The sequence below is a fragment of the Gordonia sp. NB41Y genome, from assembly GCF_030718915.1.
GTDB lineage: Bacteria > Actinomycetota > Actinomycetes > Mycobacteriales > Mycobacteriaceae > Gordonia > Gordonia desulfuricans.
Map to the genome: position 1 here is coordinate 2879436 of NZ_CP132196.1, position 19589 is coordinate 2899024.

General features: G+C 62.1%; 21 protein-coding genes. 12 read left to right on the forward strand and 9 right to left on the reverse strand.

What is annotated here, in order from left to right; translation table 11 throughout:
• The first annotated feature begins 150 nt into the window (after nucleotides 1-150).
• The 6 genes from Q9K23_RS12390 to Q9K23_RS12415 all read left to right on the forward strand — a co-directional run bounded on the left by Q9K23_RS12390 (nucleotide 151) and on the right by Q9K23_RS12415 (nucleotide 4230).
• Nucleotides 151-474 (forward strand): hypothetical protein, encoded by a 324-nt coding sequence (locus tag Q9K23_RS12390; RefSeq protein ID WP_020793699.1) that lies wholly within the window; start codon nucleotides 151-153, stop codon nucleotides 472-474.
• Nucleotides 471-728, forward strand: a complete 258-nt coding sequence (locus Q9K23_RS12395) for a hypothetical protein (protein WP_020793700.1) — start codon at nucleotides 471-473, stop codon at nucleotides 726-728. The genes Q9K23_RS12390 and Q9K23_RS12395 overlap by 4 nt, the downstream gene beginning before the upstream one ends.
• Nucleotides 729-1071: 343 nt before the next feature.
• A complete protein-coding gene (locus tag Q9K23_RS12400; protein ID WP_053778688.1) occupies nucleotides 1072-1371 on the forward strand; it encodes a hypothetical protein in 300 nt (99 codons plus the stop codon).
• A 172-nt stretch (nucleotides 1372-1543) separates the two neighbouring features.
• Complete coding sequence (locus Q9K23_RS12405; RefSeq protein ID WP_261978111.1) at nucleotides 1544-2446, forward strand: IS5 family transposase; 903 nt, start codon at nucleotides 1544-1546, stop codon at nucleotides 2444-2446.
• A gap of 77 nt (nucleotides 2447-2523) precedes the next feature.
• Nucleotides 2524-3555, forward strand: a complete 1032-nt coding sequence (locus tag Q9K23_RS12410) for an IS630 family transposase (RefSeq protein WP_305950546.1) — start codon at nucleotides 2524-2526, stop codon at nucleotides 3553-3555.
• Between the two features lie 45 nt (nucleotides 3556-3600).
• Entirely contained in the window at nucleotides 3601-4230 is a 630-nt protein-coding gene (locus Q9K23_RS12415; RefSeq protein ID WP_152972896.1) for a hypothetical protein, read from the forward strand.
• 50 nt (nucleotides 4231-4280) lie between these two features.
• Here the strand turns inward: Q9K23_RS12415 and Q9K23_RS12420 are convergent, their stop codons facing one another.
• Entirely contained in the window at nucleotides 4281-5645 is a 1365-nt protein-coding gene (locus Q9K23_RS12420) for an FAD-linked oxidase C-terminal domain-containing protein (protein WP_020792336.1), read from the reverse strand.
• A 258-nt stretch (nucleotides 5646-5903) separates the two neighbouring features.
• Between Q9K23_RS12420 and Q9K23_RS12425 the strand changes: the two genes are divergently transcribed.
• Both Q9K23_RS12425 and Q9K23_RS12430 read left to right on the forward strand, forming a co-directional pair.
• Nucleotides 5904-6728 carry a sulfurtransferase gene (locus tag Q9K23_RS12425; protein ID WP_053778556.1) on the forward strand — a complete coding sequence of 275 codons (825 nt, stop codon included), beginning with the start codon at nucleotides 5904-5906 and terminating at the stop codon, nucleotides 6726-6728.
• A gap of 18 nt (nucleotides 6729-6746) precedes the next feature.
• On the forward strand, nucleotides 6747-7634 hold the full coding sequence (locus Q9K23_RS12430; protein ID WP_020792332.1) for a fumarylacetoacetate hydrolase family protein: 888 nt from the start codon (nucleotides 6747-6749) through the stop codon (nucleotides 7632-7634).
• Nucleotides 7635-7697: 63 nt separating this feature from the next.
• Here Q9K23_RS12430 and Q9K23_RS12435 read toward each other — a convergent pair whose 3' ends face one another.
• The 7 genes from Q9K23_RS12435 to Q9K23_RS12465 form a co-directional block, all read right to left on the reverse strand.
• Nucleotides 7698-9377, reverse strand: a complete 1680-nt coding sequence (locus tag Q9K23_RS12435; RefSeq protein ID WP_152972897.1) for a GMC family oxidoreductase — start codon at nucleotides 9375-9377, stop codon at nucleotides 7698-7700.
• Entirely contained in the window at nucleotides 9377-9748 is a 372-nt protein-coding gene (locus Q9K23_RS12440; protein ID WP_152972898.1) for a hypothetical protein, read from the reverse strand. The genes Q9K23_RS12435 and Q9K23_RS12440 overlap by 1 nt, the downstream gene beginning before the upstream one ends.
• Nucleotides 9749-9795: 47 nt before the next feature.
• On the reverse strand, nucleotides 9796-10611 hold the full coding sequence (locus tag Q9K23_RS12445) for a cyclase family protein (protein WP_053778548.1): 816 nt from the start codon (nucleotides 10609-10611) through the stop codon (nucleotides 9796-9798).
• Nucleotides 10612-10700: 89 nt separating this feature from the next.
• Nucleotides 10701-11966: an acyl-CoA dehydrogenase family protein gene (locus Q9K23_RS12450; RefSeq protein ID WP_160319633.1), complete on the reverse strand. Its 1266-nt coding sequence runs from the start codon at nucleotides 11964-11966 to the stop codon at nucleotides 10701-10703.
• Complete coding sequence (locus Q9K23_RS12455) at nucleotides 11959-12723, reverse strand: ABC transporter ATP-binding protein (protein ID WP_053778557.1); 765 nt, start codon at nucleotides 12721-12723, stop codon at nucleotides 11959-11961. The genes Q9K23_RS12450 and Q9K23_RS12455 overlap by 8 nt, the downstream gene beginning before the upstream one ends.
• 8 nt (nucleotides 12724-12731) lie before the next feature.
• On the reverse strand, nucleotides 12732-13445 hold the full coding sequence (locus tag Q9K23_RS12460; RefSeq protein ID WP_160319634.1) for an ABC transporter permease: 714 nt from the start codon (nucleotides 13443-13445) through the stop codon (nucleotides 12732-12734).
• Between the two features lie 124 nt (nucleotides 13446-13569).
• Complete coding sequence (locus Q9K23_RS12465; RefSeq protein ID WP_053778551.1) at nucleotides 13570-14598, reverse strand: ABC transporter substrate-binding protein; 1029 nt, start codon at nucleotides 14596-14598, stop codon at nucleotides 13570-13572.
• 427 nt (nucleotides 14599-15025) lie between these two features.
• Between Q9K23_RS12465 and Q9K23_RS12470 the strand changes: the two genes are divergently transcribed.
• From Q9K23_RS12470 to Q9K23_RS12480, 3 genes are read left to right on the forward strand one after another with little or no spacing between them, the layout of a single operon-like run.
• Nucleotides 15026-16081 carry a 2-dehydropantoate 2-reductase N-terminal domain-containing protein gene (locus tag Q9K23_RS12470; protein ID WP_082366096.1) on the forward strand — a complete coding sequence of 352 codons (1056 nt, stop codon included), beginning with the start codon at nucleotides 15026-15028 and terminating at the stop codon, nucleotides 16079-16081.
• Between the two features lie 24 nt (nucleotides 16082-16105).
• The gene (locus tag Q9K23_RS12475) at nucleotides 16106-17200 is read left to right on the forward strand and encodes an LLM class flavin-dependent oxidoreductase (protein WP_053778553.1); all 1095 of its coding nucleotides are present in this window, start codon (nucleotides 16106-16108) and stop codon (nucleotides 17198-17200) included.
• Nucleotides 17197-17937, forward strand: a complete 741-nt coding sequence (locus Q9K23_RS12480) for a DUF1684 domain-containing protein (protein WP_020793024.1) — start codon at nucleotides 17197-17199, stop codon at nucleotides 17935-17937. The genes Q9K23_RS12475 and Q9K23_RS12480 overlap by 4 nt, the downstream gene beginning before the upstream one ends.
• 44 nt (nucleotides 17938-17981) lie before the next feature.
• Here Q9K23_RS12480 and Q9K23_RS12485 read toward each other — a convergent pair whose 3' ends face one another.
• Nucleotides 17982-18872, reverse strand: a complete 891-nt coding sequence (locus tag Q9K23_RS12485) for a LysR substrate-binding domain-containing protein (RefSeq protein ID WP_020793023.1) — start codon at nucleotides 18870-18872, stop codon at nucleotides 17982-17984.
• Nucleotides 18873-19091: 219 nt separating this feature from the next.
• Here Q9K23_RS12485 and Q9K23_RS12490 point away from each other — a divergent pair, with 219 nt between their 5' ends.
• Nucleotides 19092-19484 carry a hypothetical protein gene (locus Q9K23_RS12490; protein ID WP_152972900.1) on the forward strand — a complete coding sequence of 131 codons (393 nt, stop codon included), beginning with the start codon at nucleotides 19092-19094 and terminating at the stop codon, nucleotides 19482-19484.
• Nucleotides 19485-19589: the final 105 nt, after the last annotated feature.

Sequence of the window (19589 nt, forward strand, 5' to 3'; positions counted from 1 at the left end):
GGACCGCACCATGCGGTATAGGTACCGCCACTGTGAGAGCGGGTGGCCATACCAACGTCGTAACGGAGGGACGATCCATAACCTCCGAGCATTTGGGGCCGGCCTCTGGCAAAGTGTTGAGGACTGTCTGATAGCCTCAGGAAAGCGGGGATGATGCCCAAGACCAGCATTTACCTACCGGACGACCTCTCGGTTGAGCTCAAGCACGCGAATCTGCCGATCTCCTCGATCTGCCAGCGAGCGCTCCGGGTCGCCCTGGAGAGCAGCGAGAACGACAGCATCAACCTTGATCCAGCCGACCTTCCGTTGAGTGCACATGTAGCATCTATTCTCAGCCTGTCATTTTCAGCAGCTGCGCGCCGAGGAGTAGGCATCGTCGAGTCCGAGGATATTCTGCAGGCGATGCTCGACGAAGGTGAGAGCCTCATCCTCCGAGGGCTGATTCACCTCGGATTCACCAAAGAGCTACTGTGAACGGCGGCAACCTCCTGTGGGCACTGATCGACGACGACACTGGTCGTAGTCATCAGATCCTGCACGCAGCCGGCCTATTGGGGACGATCGACCGTAAGATGCTGGGACTCATCGAGGTCGGGTACAACTACGGACTGCAGACTCAGGGAAACCTGCACCAGCTGTCGACTGATGTGCTAAAGGTTGGCAACCGCCTTGGATCCATTGAACGTCGCCTCGGCAACATCGAGACCGCGCTGGGCAGCTCCCAGTAGCTAGCGCCGCCCGACTGTCTCGGCACGCCCGCCGAACCCGACTCAAACTCGCCGCGACCGCACCCCACACAGTCCTACTCCTGCACGGACTGGCAAGGCTGGCAACGCTTCCCGACCCGGGCTGACCTGCAAGCCCACCCTGACCACCAATACTGAAAGGAACACTTTTCGGGGCCGTGAACACCGACGCCCACCGACGCCTCGGCGTGCCCATCACGGCCTCGGCCCGGAATCCGGTCCTCACACCATCACGTCCGGGCCCCTCAACCAGACACCGTGGTCGCACGAAATTTCGAGGCTAGACGCGACGACAGCAGGCACTGTCGGATTTCGGCGAAGCTGGTTGGGCAGCGCGCGCTCGTTCGGCGGTACCTTACGCGAGTTTCTTTATCAGTCGCGCGAGCATGTCGGACTCCACGGTGTATTCGTCGGCGTCCCAGAACAACTCGCCGACCGGATCGAGGATTGGTTTAGATCGGGTGCCGTTGACGGGTTCATTCTCATGCCCGACGCAATGCCATCATCGCTGCAGGTAATCGCCAACGAATTGGCCACGCTGCTGCGCCGTCGCGGACTCTTGCGCGAGGAGTACATCCCCGGTGCCACCCTGCGCGACAACCTCCTCGAAGGAAGCCGGATATGACAGACAACGTCGCCGCATCAAGCGATCCAGCACCCGTAGTTGCGTTGGCTCCCACCGTGTTCGGTTCCGTCGCAGTCGACGACATCACACGGCTGCTAGGGCGTGTCTCCTAACTGCGAAGGTGTGAGGCGGGCACACTGCCTTGGTGGCGATGACGAGTTCGAGGTATCAGGTGTTCACCGATGAACAGTGGGCGCGGATCGAACCGCTGCTGCCGTCGAATGTCGGTCGGCCGGCGCGGCCGTTCGGGGAGCATCGACGAGTCGTGGATGGTATGGCCTATCGCTACCGGACCGGAATTCCGTGGCGGGACTTGCCGGTTGAAGTGTTCGGGCCGTGGCAGACGGTGTGGAAACGTCATCGCCGTTATGCGCAGGACGGCACGTGGGATCGCATCCTGACCGAGATACTCGCGCAGGCGGATGCGGCGGGCACGATCGACTGGAAGATTTCGGTTGATGCGACGATCTCGCGTGCGCACCAGCACGCGACGAACACCACACGCCCTGATCAGGACACGGGGGCATCATCGAATCACAAGAACCTCGCTTCTAACGGGGGTGAACCCGCAGGTCACGGGATCGGTCGCTCGCGTGGTGGGTTGACCACCACGATTCATCGGGCCGTGGACGGGAAGGGGCGCCCGTTGGCCAACATCGTGAGCGGCGGCCAACGCAACGACGGTGTGATGCTCGCCGAGGTCCTCGCCGACATTGACGTTCCACGCGTCGGTGCCGGTCGGCCGCGGACTCGTCCGGACGCGGTCCTGGCCGATAAGGCGTATGCGACCGGGGTCAATCGAGAGATGCTGCGCGAGAGGAGTATCCGGGCGGTGATCCCGGAGAAGTCCAGCCAGATCAACGCCCGTAAGAAGCGTGGCAGCAATGGTGGCCGACCACCGGCATTCGACGCCGAACTCTACAAGGACCGCAACGTCGTCGAACGATCTTTCTCCTGGTCCAAGCAATGGCGAGGACTGGCCACCCGCTACGACAAACTCGCCATCACCTACCGGGCCGGGGTGACTCTCAACGCCATCCTCAACTGGTTGCAACGGTTGGGAGACACGCCCTAGTGCCGCGTGTCGTAAGTACCTAAATGGATTCAATGCTGCGAGAATGAGTTATGGCGAATTCTGCGGCTCCGGCATTGATGATCTGCGACAGTGACAGCGAGGAGTTGGAGCGGATCGTGCGGTCGACCACAGCCTCGGCGGGGTTGGTGATGCGGGCGCGGATTGTGTTGCTGGCCGGGCAGGGGCTGGCCAATACTCGGATCGCCGAACGGGTCGGCACGACGGTGGTGACGGTCTTGAAGTGGCGTAAACGCTACCTGCAACACGGAATCGCCGGGCTCGGCGATGCCGCACGCTCGGGCCGGCCCCGCACGCTCGACCACGCTGATGTCGTGGCCGCCACGCTCAGACCGCCACCGAAGAAGTACGGCGTCACCCACTGGTCCTCACGGTTGCTGGCAACGCATTTGGGTATCGGCAACGCCACGGTGGCCCGCGCCTGGCGGGAATACGGGGTACAGCCGTGGCGGGCGGGCACGTTCAAGTTCTCCACCGACCCCGAACTGGTCGCCAAGGTCACCGACGTCGTCGGCCTCTACCTCGCCCCACCGGACAACGCGATCGTGCTCTGTGTCGATGAGAAGTCCCAGATCCAGGCGCTCGACCGCACCGCACCGATGCTGCCGATACGGCCCGGCGCGATCGAACGTCACACCCACGACTACCGCCGCCACGGCACCACCACTTTGTTCGCCGCGTTGGAGATTGCGACCGGAAACGTCACTGCCACAGTCAAACCCAAACACCGACACCAGGAGTTCCTGGCGTTTCTGCGTCAGCTCGATCGCGCCTACCCCGAGGGGGACCTGCATCTGGTCATGGACAACTACGCCACCCACAAAACCCCGGCCGTCAAAGCCTGGCTGGCCACTCACCCTCGATTCCAGGTGCACTTCACCCCGACCTCGGGCTCATGGCTCAACCTCGTCGAAGTCTGGTTCGGCATCCTCGACCGCCAAGCCATCCGCCGCGGAATCTTCACCTCCGTCAAAGACCTCAACGCGAAGATCCGGGCATTCATCAACGGCTGGAACACCCGCAAACACCCCTTCGTTTGGACCAAAACCGCCGACGAGATCCTCGCGAAAGCACAACCGCCTACCAATTAACGACACGCGACACTAGCCACGCGGAGAATCTCCACCCTCGTTCTCGTGTCCGGCGAAAGCCTTGTGGGCGCATACTCCGTCGTCACCGCCGCAGTAGTCGCTCAGGCCCTTCGCACCACCCGCCTCATCGTCGAGGTCTCACCTGAGCCCGAACGCCCTTTCTCCATCGCTCGCCGAAGCGCTTCGCTTCACATGCTGCATCATGGCCGAGCTCGCGACATCGTTCTCGCCCGAGGTACAGGAAGTCCACCAGATCATCTTGGCGACAAGGATATTCATGACGCAGCTGCCTTGATCTACGATCTGTGGAGGACATGGCCTATCCAGTCCATCGTCGGCGATACCGATCGCGGCGTCTACGCCGACGCATCCCGACTCACCACGGTATCGGGACACGGCCGCTATCACTCGGCCGGCCCACTCCCGGTACCTCTTGATCCTGCAGACCTACCGACGATTCATCAGTGGGACACAGCCCCGACCACCACTGGCCACCGACGCATCCGTGCCATTCCTGATCCCGATCAGACGCCGGACACCGATCTTGAATCAGCTTCGAAACCGTCAACGCCCCTTAATATTCCGTGGCAATCGGTGGTGGACCTGTCCGACCTCGATGATCGAGCCGCCGTCGACACCCTTGGGTCCTTTCCCGCTCATCACGCGACGCACTGACATGACCCGAGATCGGCACCTCGTGGCCACCTCCTGGTGTGTCGATCTACTCAAAATGCCTTGCCAGGATTCAGAATGCCCAGAGGATCAAGGGAGGCCTTGATAGCCCGGTGAACACTGAGCCCTGTCTCCCCGAGTTCCGCCCCGACCCAAGCACGCTTGAGAACCCCGATCCCGTGCTCTCCCGTCAGAGTTCCACCGAGATCCAAGGCTAGTTGGAACACGCGGCCCGCAGCCTCGTGAACGTACTCCGGAGGGTCCGGCTCACCCTGCCAGGAGATGATCGGATGCAGATTCCCATCGCCTGCGTGAGCAAATGTGTGAATCGTCACCCCTGTCATGGTGCTGATCAGCTCTACTCCGCGGATACCTTCGGCCAAGCGTGAGCGCGGCACGCAAATATCTTCGATGAGCGTATGTCCCGTGCGTTGAATGGACGGCAATGCCTGTCGTCTGGCAGCCATCAACGCCTCGGCATCGGACTGATCGTCCGCGCGCTCGACATGGCGTGCCGTTTCACCGAGTAAGTCGGTCAATGCCGTGGCGTCGGCACCGGATCCAGTGCCGTCTACCTGTGCGATCACCAGAGCGCCGCCCTCTTCGGACAGCGCCGTGCCCTGCGAAGCATCGAGGGTTCTGAGTGTGCGTTCGTCGAGGAGTTCCAGCATGCTCGGCGTGAGTCGCTGGGCGCTGACCGCAGCACACGCGGTCGCCGCGGCTTCGACGTCGGCAAACGTTGCAGATATCGTCACGACGCCCCAGGGAACCGGCGTCAACCTCACCGTGGCTCCCACAATCACGCCCAAGGTGCCTTCGGAACCCACAAACAAGGAGGTCAGGTCGTAGCCGGTGACGCCCTTCCTCGTCGAACGACCGGTCTGCAACAGTCGGCCGTCAGCCAGTGCGACCGTCAATCCGAGCACCGAATCACCCGTGACGCCATACTTCACACACCGCAATCCGCCCGCGTTGGTTGCGATGTTGCCCCCGACGCTCGAGGAGTCGGCACTTGCCGGATCGGGTGCAAAGAACAGCCCGTGTCGTCGTGCGGCGGCGTCGAGGTCGGCAGTCACCACGCCTGGCTCCACCACAGCGATCTGGTCAACCGGATCGATCGAACTGATGCGATTCAGTCGTGACAGGTCGACGATCACGCTCCCCTCCGCCGCCACGGCGCCGCCTGCGAGCCCGGTACCGGCACCCCGGGGCACCACCGGCACGCGTTCGGCCGACGCCCATTGCACAACCGAACTCACATGCGCTGCAGACTCTGCGAACACGATTGCCCGCGCCCTACCCGCCGGCGCACCCGATCGGTCGCGTGAATACTCCTCGAGTACCTCCTCATCGACCACGGCGCCGTCGGGTAGTCCAGTCACCGCCAAGCCCCTCTGCACTCGACCGCTGTCCGCCACACGTGCACCTGATCGGGCACGGTGGCGGACAAGACCCAAAAGACATTTTTGGCCATGTTCTCGGTTTCCACTTCTTTACTGTGCGGACACTCAGCTCCGATCGTCCAAGTCTGATCATTGATGAAATCCCCACGCCAACGCTGATCGATCACATCGCTACTGGTGGTGACGACCTTCGAGGACTCATCAGCGATGGTGATCGACTCACATCACCCATGGACATTGGACCGGCATCAATCGCGTTTCTACCGTGGGTACGTGACAGTCCTCATCTCCGCGAGCGACCTCGCGACCGCGCTTGAGTCAGATATTCCGCCGACGGTTGTCGACGTGCGATGGACCCTCGGCAACCCCGACGGACATCCCGACTATCTCCAAGGACACATCCCCACCGCTGTCTACGTGGATCTCGACGGCGAACTTGCCGCTCACGGTCCTGCTTCCAGTGGGCGACACCCACTCCCGAATGCCGATCAACTGCAGGCCGCAGCGCGACGTTGGGGTGTGAGCCGTGGCCGCCCGGTCGTCGTGTACGACGGGGCCGGCAATCTCGCCGCAGCTCGCGCGTGGTGGCTACTTCGATGGGGCGGCGTCGCCGACGTCCGAATCCTCGACGGCGCCTTGCCTGCCTGGACAGTGGCGGGTCTGCCATTGTCGACTGACGACGTGGTGCCTCCCGCTGGAAACATCGAGATCCGGACCGGCGCTATGCCCGTCCTGACTGTTGACGATGTTGCCGATTTCGCCGACGAACACACTCTGCTCGATGCCCGTGCGACCGAGCGATACCGTGGCGATGTCGAACCCATCGATCCCAAAGCCGGCCACATCCCGGGCGCGGTCAGTGCACCAACCGGCAACAACCTCGCCGCGGACGGCCACTTCCTACCGCGGGAGGAGCTGCGTGAACGATTTGCGGCATTTGGCGATCTCGACGGTCCGATCGGGGTCTACTGCGGCTCGGGCGTCACCGCCACTCACGCGATTGCCGCACTGAACATCGCAGGAGCAGATGCCGCGCTCTATCCGGGTTCCTGGTCCCAATGGAGCAATCTCGACCTACCCGTTGCCATCGGTGACTGACCCCAAGGAGTGCCTGATATGACCCGATTCGGAAACCTCGACGGGCGCACCGTGATCGTTGGTGAGTCCGGTGTCGTCGACCTAGAGACGGCCAGTTCCGGACGCTTTACTCACACCCCCGCAGCGCTCTACGAGCACTGGGTTGAAATCACCAGGTGGCTCGCAGCAACCGAACTCCCCGACGCCGTACCCGTGTCGGCTTCGTCGCGGTGGGGTTCACCGAGTCCCCAGCCGCGCCAGATCATCGCGATCGGCGTCAACTCACAGACCAAGCTCGAACAATTCGGACTGTCCGAGCCGGACGGCATCGGTTTCATCTCGCGGCTACCGTCCTCTGTGACAGGACCTTTCGATGCGATCACATTGACCAGCGATCAGGTGGTGATCGAGACCGAACTGGCCCTTGTGATCGGGCGCTACACACGGCACTGTTCGCCAGAAGATGCACTCGACCACCTTGCCGGGGTGACCGTTGCCGGCGATCTCGCAGATATTGCCGGCTTTGTCCGGATTCCGGCACGACCGGCTTCGGAAGGCACGGTTGCCAACCGTATTCTGGACGCCGCGCCGCTCTACTTCAACCCGGCCAAATCGCTGCCCGGGTTCACCCCATTGGGCCCGTATCTGGTGACACTCGACGAGCTCGGCCCACTCAACGATCTGCAGATCACCCTGCGAATCGACCAGGATCTCGTCCAACGCGGCACGCCAACCGATTTTGTCCACTCGATAGTGTCATTGATTTCCGGCCTCTCACAACAGATCCCATTGTTGCCCGGCGATGTCATCCTGACCGGGAGTCCCGGACAGTTGGAGAACCATCCCCTCAGTCCGCTGAATGTGGGCGTCGTCGCCGAATTGTCGATACCGGGCGTGGGCGCCCAGCGTCACGAGTTCACGCAGTGATTCACCGGATGCGGGCGGCGGATTGATGCTGACATCGTCGTCGCCCGCATTCGGTGATCAATCTCAGATCTGCCCGGCAATAGCTCGCGATGCGCGCAGCGCCAGCGCGCCCACGGTGACCGTCGGATTCGCCGCTCCTGCATTGGGGAATGCCGAGGATCCGACGACCCACAGATTTCGGGCCTCCCAACATGCCAAGTGCGGATCGACCACCGACGTTCGAGGATCCTGGCCCATGATCGCGCCTCCGGTCGCATGGGAGTTCTGGTAGGGAACCGTATCGTAGTGTGGTGTCAGTTCACCCGCAGCATCCACATCGACGGCACCTGCGGCCCGCAATATCTCACCAACCCGACCCGAGACCTCACGAACAAGACGACGTTCGTTTTCGCCGTAGTCATAGGTCAAGCGCAGCAACGGATCTCCCCAACGATCGCGATACCTGGGATCCAGGTCAAGGTAGCGGCCTCTCGTCGGCACAACTTCTCCGAGAATGTTGAGCGTCACCACGCGATGCCGAAAGGTCCGCAATGCCCTGGCCCACTCCGCGCCCCAGCGGCCGGTGTGCGGAGGTGTTTGACCAGAGTTCAGTGCCTGATAGCGAGCGCCCATCAAAGTCACGAATGCTCCACCGATAAACGGTTCTCCACCGCCCCAGGCCCACGGATCGAATTCCGCAAGCGCGATACCCGGGAAAGGACTCTTCTCCGGCACGAGATCGGCTGGAAAGTACCCGGTCACTCGGGCACCGACATGATTGGCATGATTGCGACCGACGACGCCGCCACCGGACGCCGGATCATAGGGCGTGCCGATTCCGCTGAGCAGTAGTGTCCGGACATTGTTGAGCGACCACGTAGCCAGCACAAAGGCGCCCGCACGAACCTCGTACGTACCGTCCGGGCCGTCGACCACGGCTCTCACCACACGACCACTCCGACGTTCGAGTCGTCGCACCCTCGTGTGGGGGACGACCTGGAGATTTCCCGTCGCCAAGCCCGCCGGTAGGACCGTCGTCTGTGGCGACGCGATGTGCACATCACTGCCGCCCCATGGCGCTCGCGTGATCCCATAGGAGTTGGTGTGAGCAACCGAGATCTGAGCGCTGGGAATGGGATAGGCCTCGATTCCCTGAGCCCTCGCCGAGCCGGCAATCAGTTGCGACACAGCATCGGGATGTCCAGCGACGACGGGGTATTCACCACTCCGAGAGCCCTCGCGCGGATTGCCGCCCGAAGAAGGCACACCACCGATCACACCAGCCTTCCCACTGACACCAATGAGCTCCTCGAACCGAGCCATATCGGGTTCGAGCTCGTCGAATGCCATCGGCCAATCGTCGAACTGTGCACCGACTTGCGAGGCCCATTCCGCCAACTCCAGTGGAAGATCACTCCGCATCGACAGTGCGCCCTCCGCCAGCCTCGGACTCATTCCTCCCCAAAGGACTCCGCCGCCACCTACACCATCACCCACCAAGAAGGCGCCCAGCGAGCGAAGCGGCTGCGCCGCATATCCGTCGTTGTGGCGCAGCGTAAATGTCTCGAGGTCGGCGCGCTGAATACGTTCGTTCATCAGCTCCGCCCGACCCACCGCGGTGCTTTGTCTGTTGTCTTCGGAGGGCAGCACCGCCCCCCGTTCCAGGGCCAGCACCGACATTCCAGCCCGGGCAAGCTCGGTAGCCACCACTGCACCGGCCCATCCCAACCCAATGACCACCACATCGGCGTCGGTGCGTACCATCACTCATCCTCCTTGGCCACGATGGCCACGATCAACCGACGCAACAAGTCGATGAAGTCCGCGGATTCGATGTGAACGGTGGCCACTTGGCCGTCGATGGCTGCGGCCACCACCTCGGCAGCGGTCCGGCGGTCTAGTTCGGTCGCCAGCTCGTCGAGCGTCGCGGCAAACAGCGCTGCCGGACCGTTCGGCCCTTGCCAACCATGGCCACTGTGCAAAATCCGATCGTAAGGCGCGACCCCGTAGAACCTGGCCCCGGACCAGTGCGGCGAGGTCATCGTTGCCTCCACCACCTCGATGATGCCGAGCTCGGTCGCTGACAGATACCCGTCTACAGACGGTAGGACGGCGTCGGCCAGCGCAGCCAGCACCCGGCGCTGCTGCGCTGTCAACCGAGCCGGTGGCGAAATCACCCCGCTCACCACGCGGCCAGCGGTGACACCACCGCACCGGTACCTCGCGGCACTGCGACCGGGGCCACCGACACGAGTATTTCGGCTACCTGCAGCCTTGCCAGTACGGCCGCCAGCGGACCCAGATCACAATTGTCTACCAGGACTAAACCCGTGGCCCAGATCAGATGATGAACTGCGTGGCGAGGCTCCACATCAGGAATGTTGGCGTCCATGAAGTCCCACAACAACATCGATGGCGAGTGTTCGACCAGCCAACGGGCCCCGTCTCGACCGACCCCCGGACGGGATTCGGACCAAGGGTCGGGACCGGAGAAGTATCCCCTCCCTTCTCGCTCCCAGACATCGCGACCCATGTAGAGCACGAGCGCATCCCCTGGCTCGAAGGTCAATCCGGACGCCGCGATGATGTCATCGATCTCCGCGGCCGTGACCGGGTTATCCGGCGCCACATAGGGTTCACCTCGATGGCGCGGCACGTCAACCACGACACCACGAGTCACCAGCCCCGCTGTCGCAAGGTCCACCGTGTCGGGTGCTGTCGGGTCATCGATCCGCCACCCCGAATACCAGCGACCGTCGACCCCGAAGTGGTTGAGAGCGTCGATATGGGTGTTGGCGAGCCCGTGACACGAGACGGTCAGCGTCTCGCTGGCGCCGTGATGGTGAGCATCCCCGTCGATGCTCACCTTGAGGTCGTAGCCCAGACCTTCCAATGCCGGAGCTGTCTCCTGCGACAGCGGGCGTCCCAAGCTCTTCGCGTCGCCGCGCTTGATCGCGCGGGCACCACGCAGACGCGCTGGCCCGTCGATCGATGCCACCGAGCCGAGCCTATCCCGATGATCGTGTGAGGACTTACTCCATTCATCGAGCAATACCCGGTACTCGATATCGCGTGGACCGTCGTAACTCACAACTCTCCGATCAGCTCGGAGCCAAGCAAAGTCAGCGACTGAACTCGGTCCGGACCGTGGGCCCGACTGGACAACAGATTGCGATAATGGCGTTGCAGGTCATTCTTTCTCGACAGACCAGGATTCCCCAGGATTGCGATCGGTATCTCCGCGACCCGGATGAGATTCTCGTTCAGCTCGGTCTTGTGTAGCCACGCCTCCTGCGAGGCTGCAGCGCCGCGTTCCCCGCCGCTATCGACGTCCTCGGCGAGTTGGTCGATCCGGCGCTGGGCCAGGACCAGGTGGACCCGAGACTCCCCGACTGACTCCTGGAACCGTGGCAGCGTCGCAAGTGGTTTTCCCAGCGATGGAGGGGTTCGCACCTTGATGTAATCGACGAACCACTGCAACGATGCCGCGGCAACCCCACTGTAGAGCGCCAGGAACAGCAGACTGATTCGTGCTCCGAAATCAGCCGGCCACGACACCGATGACGCCTCACTCAAGCTCACCAGGCCGTGAACCCGATGCGCCGGGACCTCAACATCATCAAACTTCACGTCGTGGCTGGCGGTGGCGCGCATGCCAAGTGAGTCCCATTCGTCAAGGATCTCGATGCCCGGACTATCGGTCCGCACAAAGAAATTACCCACCCGCGGCCCCTCTGGATCATCGGTAGTGACAGCCCAGACAGCCATCCAACGCAGTCCGGCGCTACCCGTTCCCCACGCCTTTGTTCCTTGCAGGCGCCACGTGTACTGGCCGTCCTCCTCTGCGACGTATCGGGCTGTCGTGGCGGGAAAACCACCGTAGAGCGGAGTCCCCAGGTCGTGTTCTCCACGAAACAGGTTCAGTAGGACCGGGCGATCCGACTCCGCCAGAATCTCATCGCGGAGCCGCTCCGGGAACTCAAAGCGCGGATCGGAAAGCGTCCAGTGCTGCACAATTGTCATGTTGTAGATAAGTGCTGCCGAGGGATCGCCCGCTGCGATCTCCCTGACAACGCGGACCGTCGTCGGCAGGTCCGCACCGAGCCCGCCGTACTCGGGCGCTAGACCGAGTACGCCCAGTCCTTCATCCCACAGCGCGGCAAGGCCTTCGACAGGAATCGACCCGTCTCGATCATGCTCGGCCGCGTGCTCGGCCAGGACATCGCGCACCCGGGTCGCACGCCTCAACCATTCGTCAGGCCCCGCCTCGCGTAGTGAATCTATCGATTCAGCAGCGTGCACCCGCGTGGAATCCCACGCGATGAACGGAATGATTGTAGGTGTTTCAGACATTGTCATCTCCTTGAACAGTGCCGGACCGTGACCGATCCGGAGTGTCGACGTGCACGCCGAGCATGGCCAGTAGTTGTCGACGCAGTTCGGCGAATTCCTGACCCTCGCGGCGCCGTGGTCGCGAAAGACCGATAGGGATATCCTTGGTGATTTGTCCGCCGCTCATCACCACCACCCTGTCGGCCAACACAATCGCCTCCTCGACATCGTGGGTGACCAAGACCGTGGCGGGATGGTGTCTGGCAACCAGATCCGAGACCAGCTCGTGCAGCGTCAGACGAGTCAATGCATCCACCGAGGCAAATGGCTCGTCGAGCAGGAGTAGTTGCGGTTCGCGCACCAGTGCCCGGGCAATACTAAGACGCTGAGCCTGTCCGCCGGACAACTCGGTGGGCCAGGCATCAGCTCGATGCCCGAGCCCCACCTCGGTCAACGCCCGCTGCGCCAGATCCTTCGATGCCTGTGCCGACGGCAGCCCAACCAAAACGTTCTGCCAGGACCGCTTCCAGGGGAGTAGGCGCGGTTCTTGAAAAACCATGGCAAGCGCATCTGGTACCTCGACCGAGCCTCCATCGGGATCGTCAAGGCGGGCCAAGCTGCGCAACAATGTCGTCTTTCCACAGCCACTCTCACCGATGAGTGCGACGAATTCCCCTGGGCGAACAGCAAAATTCAACCCGGTGAGAACTTCCTTATCGCCGTACACCCGTCGCAACCGGTGTACCCGGACCACTTCGCCCCCAAGAGTTGAAGCCATCAGTGCCCTCACTCTCCCGTGAAATTCCGCCGCCACGGCAGCAGCACTCGTTCAAGAAATCGCACGAGCGAATCGGCCGCGAGTCCCATCACCGCGTAGAGCACGATCGCGACCATGATCAGCGGAGTCTGGATGTACTGTTGCGCCTGTGCGAGCAGGTACCCTATACCCGAATCCGCGCCGATCTGCTCGGCAATCACCAGTGACATAACAGCATAGATAAGCGCATAACGTAGACCCACGAGAATCGACGGCACGGCCCCCGGAAAGACGATCTGCGTGATGATCCCCCACCGGTTGAGGCCCAGCACCCGTCCGGCCTCGACGAGTTTCATATCGACGTCACGGATCCCGGCATATGTGTTGATGTACATCGGGAAGAAGGTCGCCGTTGCGACAAATACCACCTTGGGTAGTTCGTCCAATCCCATCCACAAGATGAACAATGGAAGTAGCGCTGGCCACGGGATCGCCTGTGTCATACGGAAAGTAGAGTCGAGAGCCGCATCGGCAACCCGCCATGTGGAGGTGAGCACACCGAACCCCACTCCGAGGGCGGCGCCGAGAACAAAGCCGAGGATCGCTCGACGTAACGAGACCAGCACGTTGTCGGCCAGCACGCCCCCTTCGGACACCCTGACAAACTCGTGTGCGACTTCCAGCGGAGTGGAAACCGTATCGGCCGGAACCACTCCGGTACTTCCCGCGACTTGCCAGAGCACCAGTAGAACAATGGGTCCCAGTGCCCTGACCCAACCCCGCCGCAGCACTGGCTTCCGGTGAGACCGGCGTAGCCTCCCCTGTTCTGAAACTGCCCCCACGACAGCGGAATCGGTGGTCATCGCTTCAGTTACCCCCGGTACCCGGCACTTCGGTCACCGGGGTGACGAGGTCGGCGAATTCAGTACTGAAATACGGCTTCACCTCTACCTGATGCGGAACAATTCCGGCATCGTACAGGTTGTCTGCGGTCTGCTGATAAGACTCGATCGTCTTCTCATCGAGCGGTAATTGGTCAAAGATGGTGTACGTCCATGTCGATGACACTTGACCGGCAGGAAGATTCAGGGCTTTCGCCGAGATCTCGGGGAGCTTGTCGACATTGGCTTTGCCCCACTCGTTGACCTTCCCCTGGCGCGAGATGAAGTCTTTGATTGCGGCCTTCTTTGCCGGATCTGCCAGGGCATCGTCAGCAGCCACCCATTGGAGTTGAGAGCCGGCAAGGAGGTTTCCGGTTCCGGTCGCCGCAGTCAGCAACTTGGCCGAACCATCGGCCAATACCTTCTGCGTACCCGGCGGATAAGACGCCCACACCTGCACGTCACCAGCGGTGAACGCAGTTAACGCCTTGTCGGCCGTGAGGTACTTCTTCTTGATGTCATCCCAGGCGACTCCGCCGGACTTTGCGTAAAGATAGGCAAGGTATTCCACCGCAGATCCCTGCGTGGTGACCAGTGTTTTGCCCTTGAGATCCGCCGGCCCATTGATGTCGGAGTTCTTCGGCGCCACCACTACCAATGCCGATCCGGGGTCCACTTTGTCTGCATCGCTGACCTTGAGTCCCGCATTGACGATCTTGAACTTCGCGCCCGAAGCGATGCCGGTCGTGACGGGAATGTCGCCCATGATGCCGATATCGATTGCACCGGCCTTGATGCCAGAGAACAGCGGCTGGGCCTCGCTGATGCCGTCAACCCAGTTGATCTTGTAGGCGACATCATCGAGCGCCCCGGATGCCTCGTAGATGGCTTGTACGTAGGGCCCGAACTCGCCAACGTTGAGCGTCACCTTGCTCAGGTCGACGTTGCCCTGCGCGTCCACCGCGGACTCATCGGTACTGCAGGCCGTGGCCGCGAACATCAGAACCGCTGCCACTGCTGCCACCATCTTGGTGCGTCGGGCGCGGACCCGACCGCGCACTCGTATCGTTGAAATCCTCATCGCGACTGATTTGTCCTTCACTCTCACAAGTGGTTCCGGCGCTGTCGCGCCGGATACCGACCGCGCTCATGCTGATCGACCCTCTCGACGCTAAGCGTGCTCCGGCATCTGCGTCCAAGTCTGTTTCGCTATGCGAATCCATCGCGTACGGCGATCGGTCGGTAGCCACGGGGCCACTTCGAGGTTTCACACCGAGAAGCCGATGTGATGGATTGCCATCAGCAAAAGGTCTTGGACACCTCGCCAGAGGTTGGCATAACGTCGAATTCAGTGGCCGCGCGCAACAGCCCGGCCTGCGCGCGCTCAGCTCGAATGGGGTGAGCAGCGCATCACCCCATTGCCAATCCCAGGAGTCATCATCATGGCAGACGGCCAGCAATCGAGCGCGCGCAGAGTGATCGTGATCGGACCGGGTGCGACAGGCGGCGCCATCGCAGCAGAATTGCATTTGCACGGGGTCCCCGTCGTGGTCGTGGCCCGAGGCGCCGAACTCGACGCTCTGCGTACCAAGGGGCTGATTTATCACATCACCTCGGGAAGTACCAGTGTCCCACTCGAGGTCGTGGGGGGTCCCGACGAACTCGAACTCGTCGAGTCCGATGTCCTGGTCGTCACGACCAAAACCCAGGACGTCGAACCTGTACTGAGAGAATGGGCCTGGGCGCCTGTACGCACGGCCGATGGCTCGACCAGTTCGGTTGGCCAGTCCATTCCGCTGATCACGGTTCAGAACGGACTCAACACAGAGCGTGTGGCGCTGCGCTGGTTCCGCACCGTGATCGCCGGCACGATATTCTGTCCTGGCGGCAAGGAGAAGGTCGGCGAGATCATCAACTACGGCCCGACCCTGCGTCTGTTGTTGTGGCTCGGTCACTATTCGAGTGGCGCACGCGACCAGGAGCTGGAGACGATCGCCGGAACACTCGGTCGGGCACCCACGCTGGGGATTCAGCCGGTGGACGAAATACTCCCCATCAAGGCGTGGAAGCTTGCCTACAACACCAGAAACGGGGTCGAGCCGGTATTCGCCCCCAGCGCCCTGCGCGACGAACTCGAAGCGCGGGCACGGGCCGAGGCCGAGGTCGTGCTCAGGGCCGAAGGAATCGAACCACGCGATCCACTCAGCGGTGGACTGTCTCCGTGGTCGCACGACGTGCTCGAAGGCGGCGTTGTGAGCGGCCATCCAAGGCTGGGCAACTCCACGCTGCAGAGCTTTGTCCGAGGGGCACCACTCGAGACCGACTACCTCAACGGTGAGATCGTCCTTCTTGGGCGCCTGCACGGCATTCCCACCCCGCTCTCCGAAGGCCTGCAGATCCTGACAGCCCAAGCAGTCGCCGACAACCGCGAAGCAGGCGCACTCGGAGACGAAGCAATCCGCCGGCTCCTCGACCGCGCCGAAGCGCAGGTCAGCTGAATCACACGAACGGACCAGGCCATCATGACCACTGAGTTCATCAGTCTCACCTTTCCCAATGACTCGACCGAACTGAACCCACGACCGGATTCCGGACTGGATTCGGGCTTCCTGCAGCGGTATGCGCAGGCGCTCGATACCGGTGGATTCGACTACACGCTGCTCCCTTACCATTCGTCCTCGTTCGATCCGTTCGTCCAGGCGGCCGCAATCAGCCAGCACACCTCGCACCTGAAGACCGTCGTCGCCCTGCGCCCGAACACGATCTATCCGACAGCGGCGGCGAAAATGCTCGCCACCCTTGACCAACTCAGCGGTGGACGAGTCGTGGTTCACATCATCTGTGGCGGCGACACCGTTGATCAGGCTCGCGAGGGCGACTTCCTGACCAAGGACGACCGATATGCGAGAGCCGCTGAGTACATCCAGATATTGAGGCGTGCGTGGGATTCCTCGGAGCCCTTCGATTTTGACGGCGAATACTACACTTTCGCGGATTTCAGCAATAAGGTACGGCCAACCCACGGGACGATTCCCGTCTCGATCGGGGGTTCTTCCGACGCCGCATACCGAGTGGGCGGCGCATTGGCCGATATCTTCGCACTCTGGGGTGAGCCACTCAAGGAGACCCGCGACCAGATCGGCCGGGTCTTCGACGAGGCCGCAGCTGCCGGGCGTACCGACCGCCCAAGAATCTGGGTCACTTTCCGGCCGATCGTCGCCGAGACCGACGAAGATGCGTGGCGCAAGGCTCATCGGGTCCTCGATGCCTTGGACCGCAATGCCTCCCAAGGCGTCGAGGTGAAGGGACCTGGTGGCCAACATCCAGAAAACGTCGGCTCGCAGCGTCTGTTGGAGATCGCCGCGCGCGGTGAAGTCCACGACCGCGCGCTGTGGTACCCAACGGTGACCGCCACCGGCGCCCGAGGGGCATCGACAGCACTGGTGGGCTCCTATGACACCGTCGCCGAGTCGCTGGTGTCCTATGTCGATATCGGCGCCGACCTGATCTCGATCCGCGGATACGACAATCTCACCGACGCGATCACCTACGGCCATCACGTGCTTCCGCGCGTGCGAGCATTGCTGTCCGAATCCGGTGCGGTGGCCACTCGATGAGCGCTACCACCATAGAGGGCAGAGCAGCCTGGGAACAGTGGCGACATTCGAGATTCGATCATGTCACCGCGCCTGACGGTATTGCCGCCGCGACGAGCACTACCTGGCTCACCTCCGGAAACGCCCTCGCAATACCCGGCCTGCCTGGTGAATGGATTGACCGGGACGGGACGGCGGTGCGTATCGACACAGACCCCCAGATCGAGCTCACGCCGGGCACCGAACTCACCATCGGCACCCTGGTGGTGCGGACCCTCGTCCGGGATGGTCTCATCGCCCTGAGAGTTTTCGACCCCGAAGCCCCCTCCCGGGTGCTGCTGGCAGGGATCGACGCCTTCGACTACGACCCCGCCTGGGTTATCACTGGGCAATTCAGGGCCGTGACAGAGTCGATCGCGATTAACCGCGCCGACGGCGCGGTGACACGCGACCGGCTGGCCGGCCTCGTACAAGCGACCGTGGACGGACACCAGGTGCAATTGGTTGCGCTTCCACTGCCCGGGGATCACGCGCTGATTCCTTTTGCCGACACCACGAATGCCTCACTGACACAACAATTCCGATTTCTCGAAATCGACATCACCGAAGAATCCGGCGCAGTCGAGCTCGATTTCAATCGCGCCCACCTTCCGCCGTGCGCTTTCGCCGATCACTACCTGTGCCCGTTGCCGCCCCCTGAAAATCGGCTTCCGGTCGACATCCGCGCGGGCGAAACCAGACGAGTCCTGGTGCAGTAATGGCGCCAGCAACGGGTGCCGATGATGCAGTCCTGGTCACACCATCAGGCGCCGCGATCTGATACCGATACGAGGTAGAGCGTCGGCCGCTGCACGAAGAAATCGGCAGCAGTATCCAGTGCGGTCTGTGTGATCTCCGGGGGAAGCCCTCTTCGAGAGATCAGACGCAGGTGAGTGGCGCCGGCACGCGGGAGGTTTCCGCAGGTTCTCAACCCCGCCGGTGCGCCACCTGCGCTGGGTAACAAAGCGATCCCCAGTCCAGCACGCACACCGGCCAGGACTCCTTCGAGCGTGGTGGACTGAGCGACAACCTCCACACGAATGCCCTCTGCGGCCAGCACAGACAGGGCACGCTCCCGGATACTGCACGGTTCCTCGAAGGCGACCAGCCTGAGCACTTCGTCGCTCGGATCGAACGATCGATCCTCGCTGGAATACCACAGCAATGGCAGTTCGCCGACGAGGTGCCCGGGCCCCTGACCGCTGGGATCGAGAACGAAGGCCAAGTCGACAGTTCCCTTTTCGACGGACTCGTGCAGCTGAGTCGAGCGACCGATCTCGAAGCGGGGCGAAGCCTGGGGGAAGGAGCCGTTGAGCGCTCGCAACATCTCCGGGAGCAGTGGCTCCGCACTGTGCTCGGTAGAACCGACGACAATGGTCACTGGGCTTGAGACCTCGAGCCTCCGGAGCGCCTCGTCGTGAACATCGACGATTCGTCGGGCCTCGGCGAGAACTCGTTCCCCGTCGACGGTCAGTCGCATCACACGACCCTCACGTTCGAACAGCTTGCGCTTAAGACCACGTTCGAGCAGCCGGATATGCTGGCTAAGCGCCGGCTGGCTGATATGCCTGGCCGCCGCGGCCTTGCCAAACCCGCCACACTCGGAGATGGCTATAAGTGTTCGAAGATGTTCAAGATCAAGCGAGAATCCCACAGTGCTTACTGGACCACCATTGACTTCGAGTGTCGACTGATAAAACAAGAGTGAACCTGACTTGACCTTCGAATCGCTTCAATGTATTGGATGTTGTACTGCTACTGGCGCCACGGAGCCTCGTCGCGGTAGTGACACCGGCCTCATGGGGGCGGCCAACTCCGGCCACTTCGAAGCCCGCTACGCCTACACGCACGCTGAATCCGGAAGAGCCCGGAAGTGGCCTCCGAGATGACGGCCCAGTTGGTGACTGCTGCGATCAGCAATGCGATGGACAATCGAAAGCGTTGTGGTGTAACAGATGTACGCAGTCTGGACCATCACAGCAATGCCAGGTTACAACACACTACCATCACGTTTGGGCCGAGTCTGGTCGAGGCGTCGTGGATCGCTACCTCGATCGGCAGTGTTCGCGATAGTTACGACAATGCTCTGGCCGCGTCGGTCGACGCCGACCACAAGACCGAACTCGTCGATGAGCAATCGTTGTTTGACGGTGGCACCGAACTGGGGCTCTGTCATTTTGACGAACGTCGTCAGCTGCTCCTCGGAAAACAGGGAATGAATCGCCGAGTAAGCGATTTGAGGACCAGATCACCTTCGGCGAACTGAGCGTTTGTCCTCACAATTTTGACTGTCGGCCATTTTGAAACAGCCCCAACTGGGCCTGATGACTGCCGAATGGGTTGCGGGCCTTGACCCCGGATCTTGGACACA

What these genes read in the sequence shown, in the direction of transcription:
- Q9K23_RS12390 (WP_020793699.1), top strand. Translation starts at nt 151, where the DNA reads ATGATGCCCAAGACCAGCATTTACCTACCGGACGACCTCTCGGTTGAG.
- Q9K23_RS12410 (WP_305950546.1), top strand. Translation starts at nt 2,524, where the DNA reads ATGATCTGCGACAGTGACAGCGAGGAGTTGGAGCGGATCGTGCGGTCG.
- Q9K23_RS12430 (WP_020792332.1), top strand. Translation starts at nt 6,747, where the DNA reads ATGACCCGATTCGGAAACCTCGACGGGCGCACCGTGATCGTTGGTGAG.
- Q9K23_RS12435 (WP_152972897.1), bottom strand. Translation starts at nt 9,377, where the DNA reads ATGGTACGCACCGACGCCGATGTGGTGGTCATTGGGTTGGGATGGGCC.
- Q9K23_RS12450 (WP_160319633.1), bottom strand. Translation starts at nt 11,966, where the DNA reads ATGTCTGAAACACCTACAATCATTCCGTTCATCGCGTGGGATTCCACG.
- Q9K23_RS12455 (WP_053778557.1), bottom strand. Translation starts at nt 12,723, where the DNA reads ATGGCTTCAACTCTTGGGGGCGAAGTGGTCCGGGTACACCGGTTGCGA.
- Q9K23_RS12470 (WP_082366096.1), top strand. Translation starts at nt 15,026, where the DNA reads ATGGCAGACGGCCAGCAATCGAGCGCGCGCAGAGTGATCGTGATCGGA.
- Q9K23_RS12475 (WP_053778553.1), top strand. Translation starts at nt 16,106, where the DNA reads ATGACCACTGAGTTCATCAGTCTCACCTTTCCCAATGACTCGACCGAA.
- Q9K23_RS12480 (WP_020793024.1), top strand. Translation starts at nt 17,197, where the DNA reads ATGAGCGCTACCACCATAGAGGGCAGAGCAGCCTGGGAACAGTGGCGA.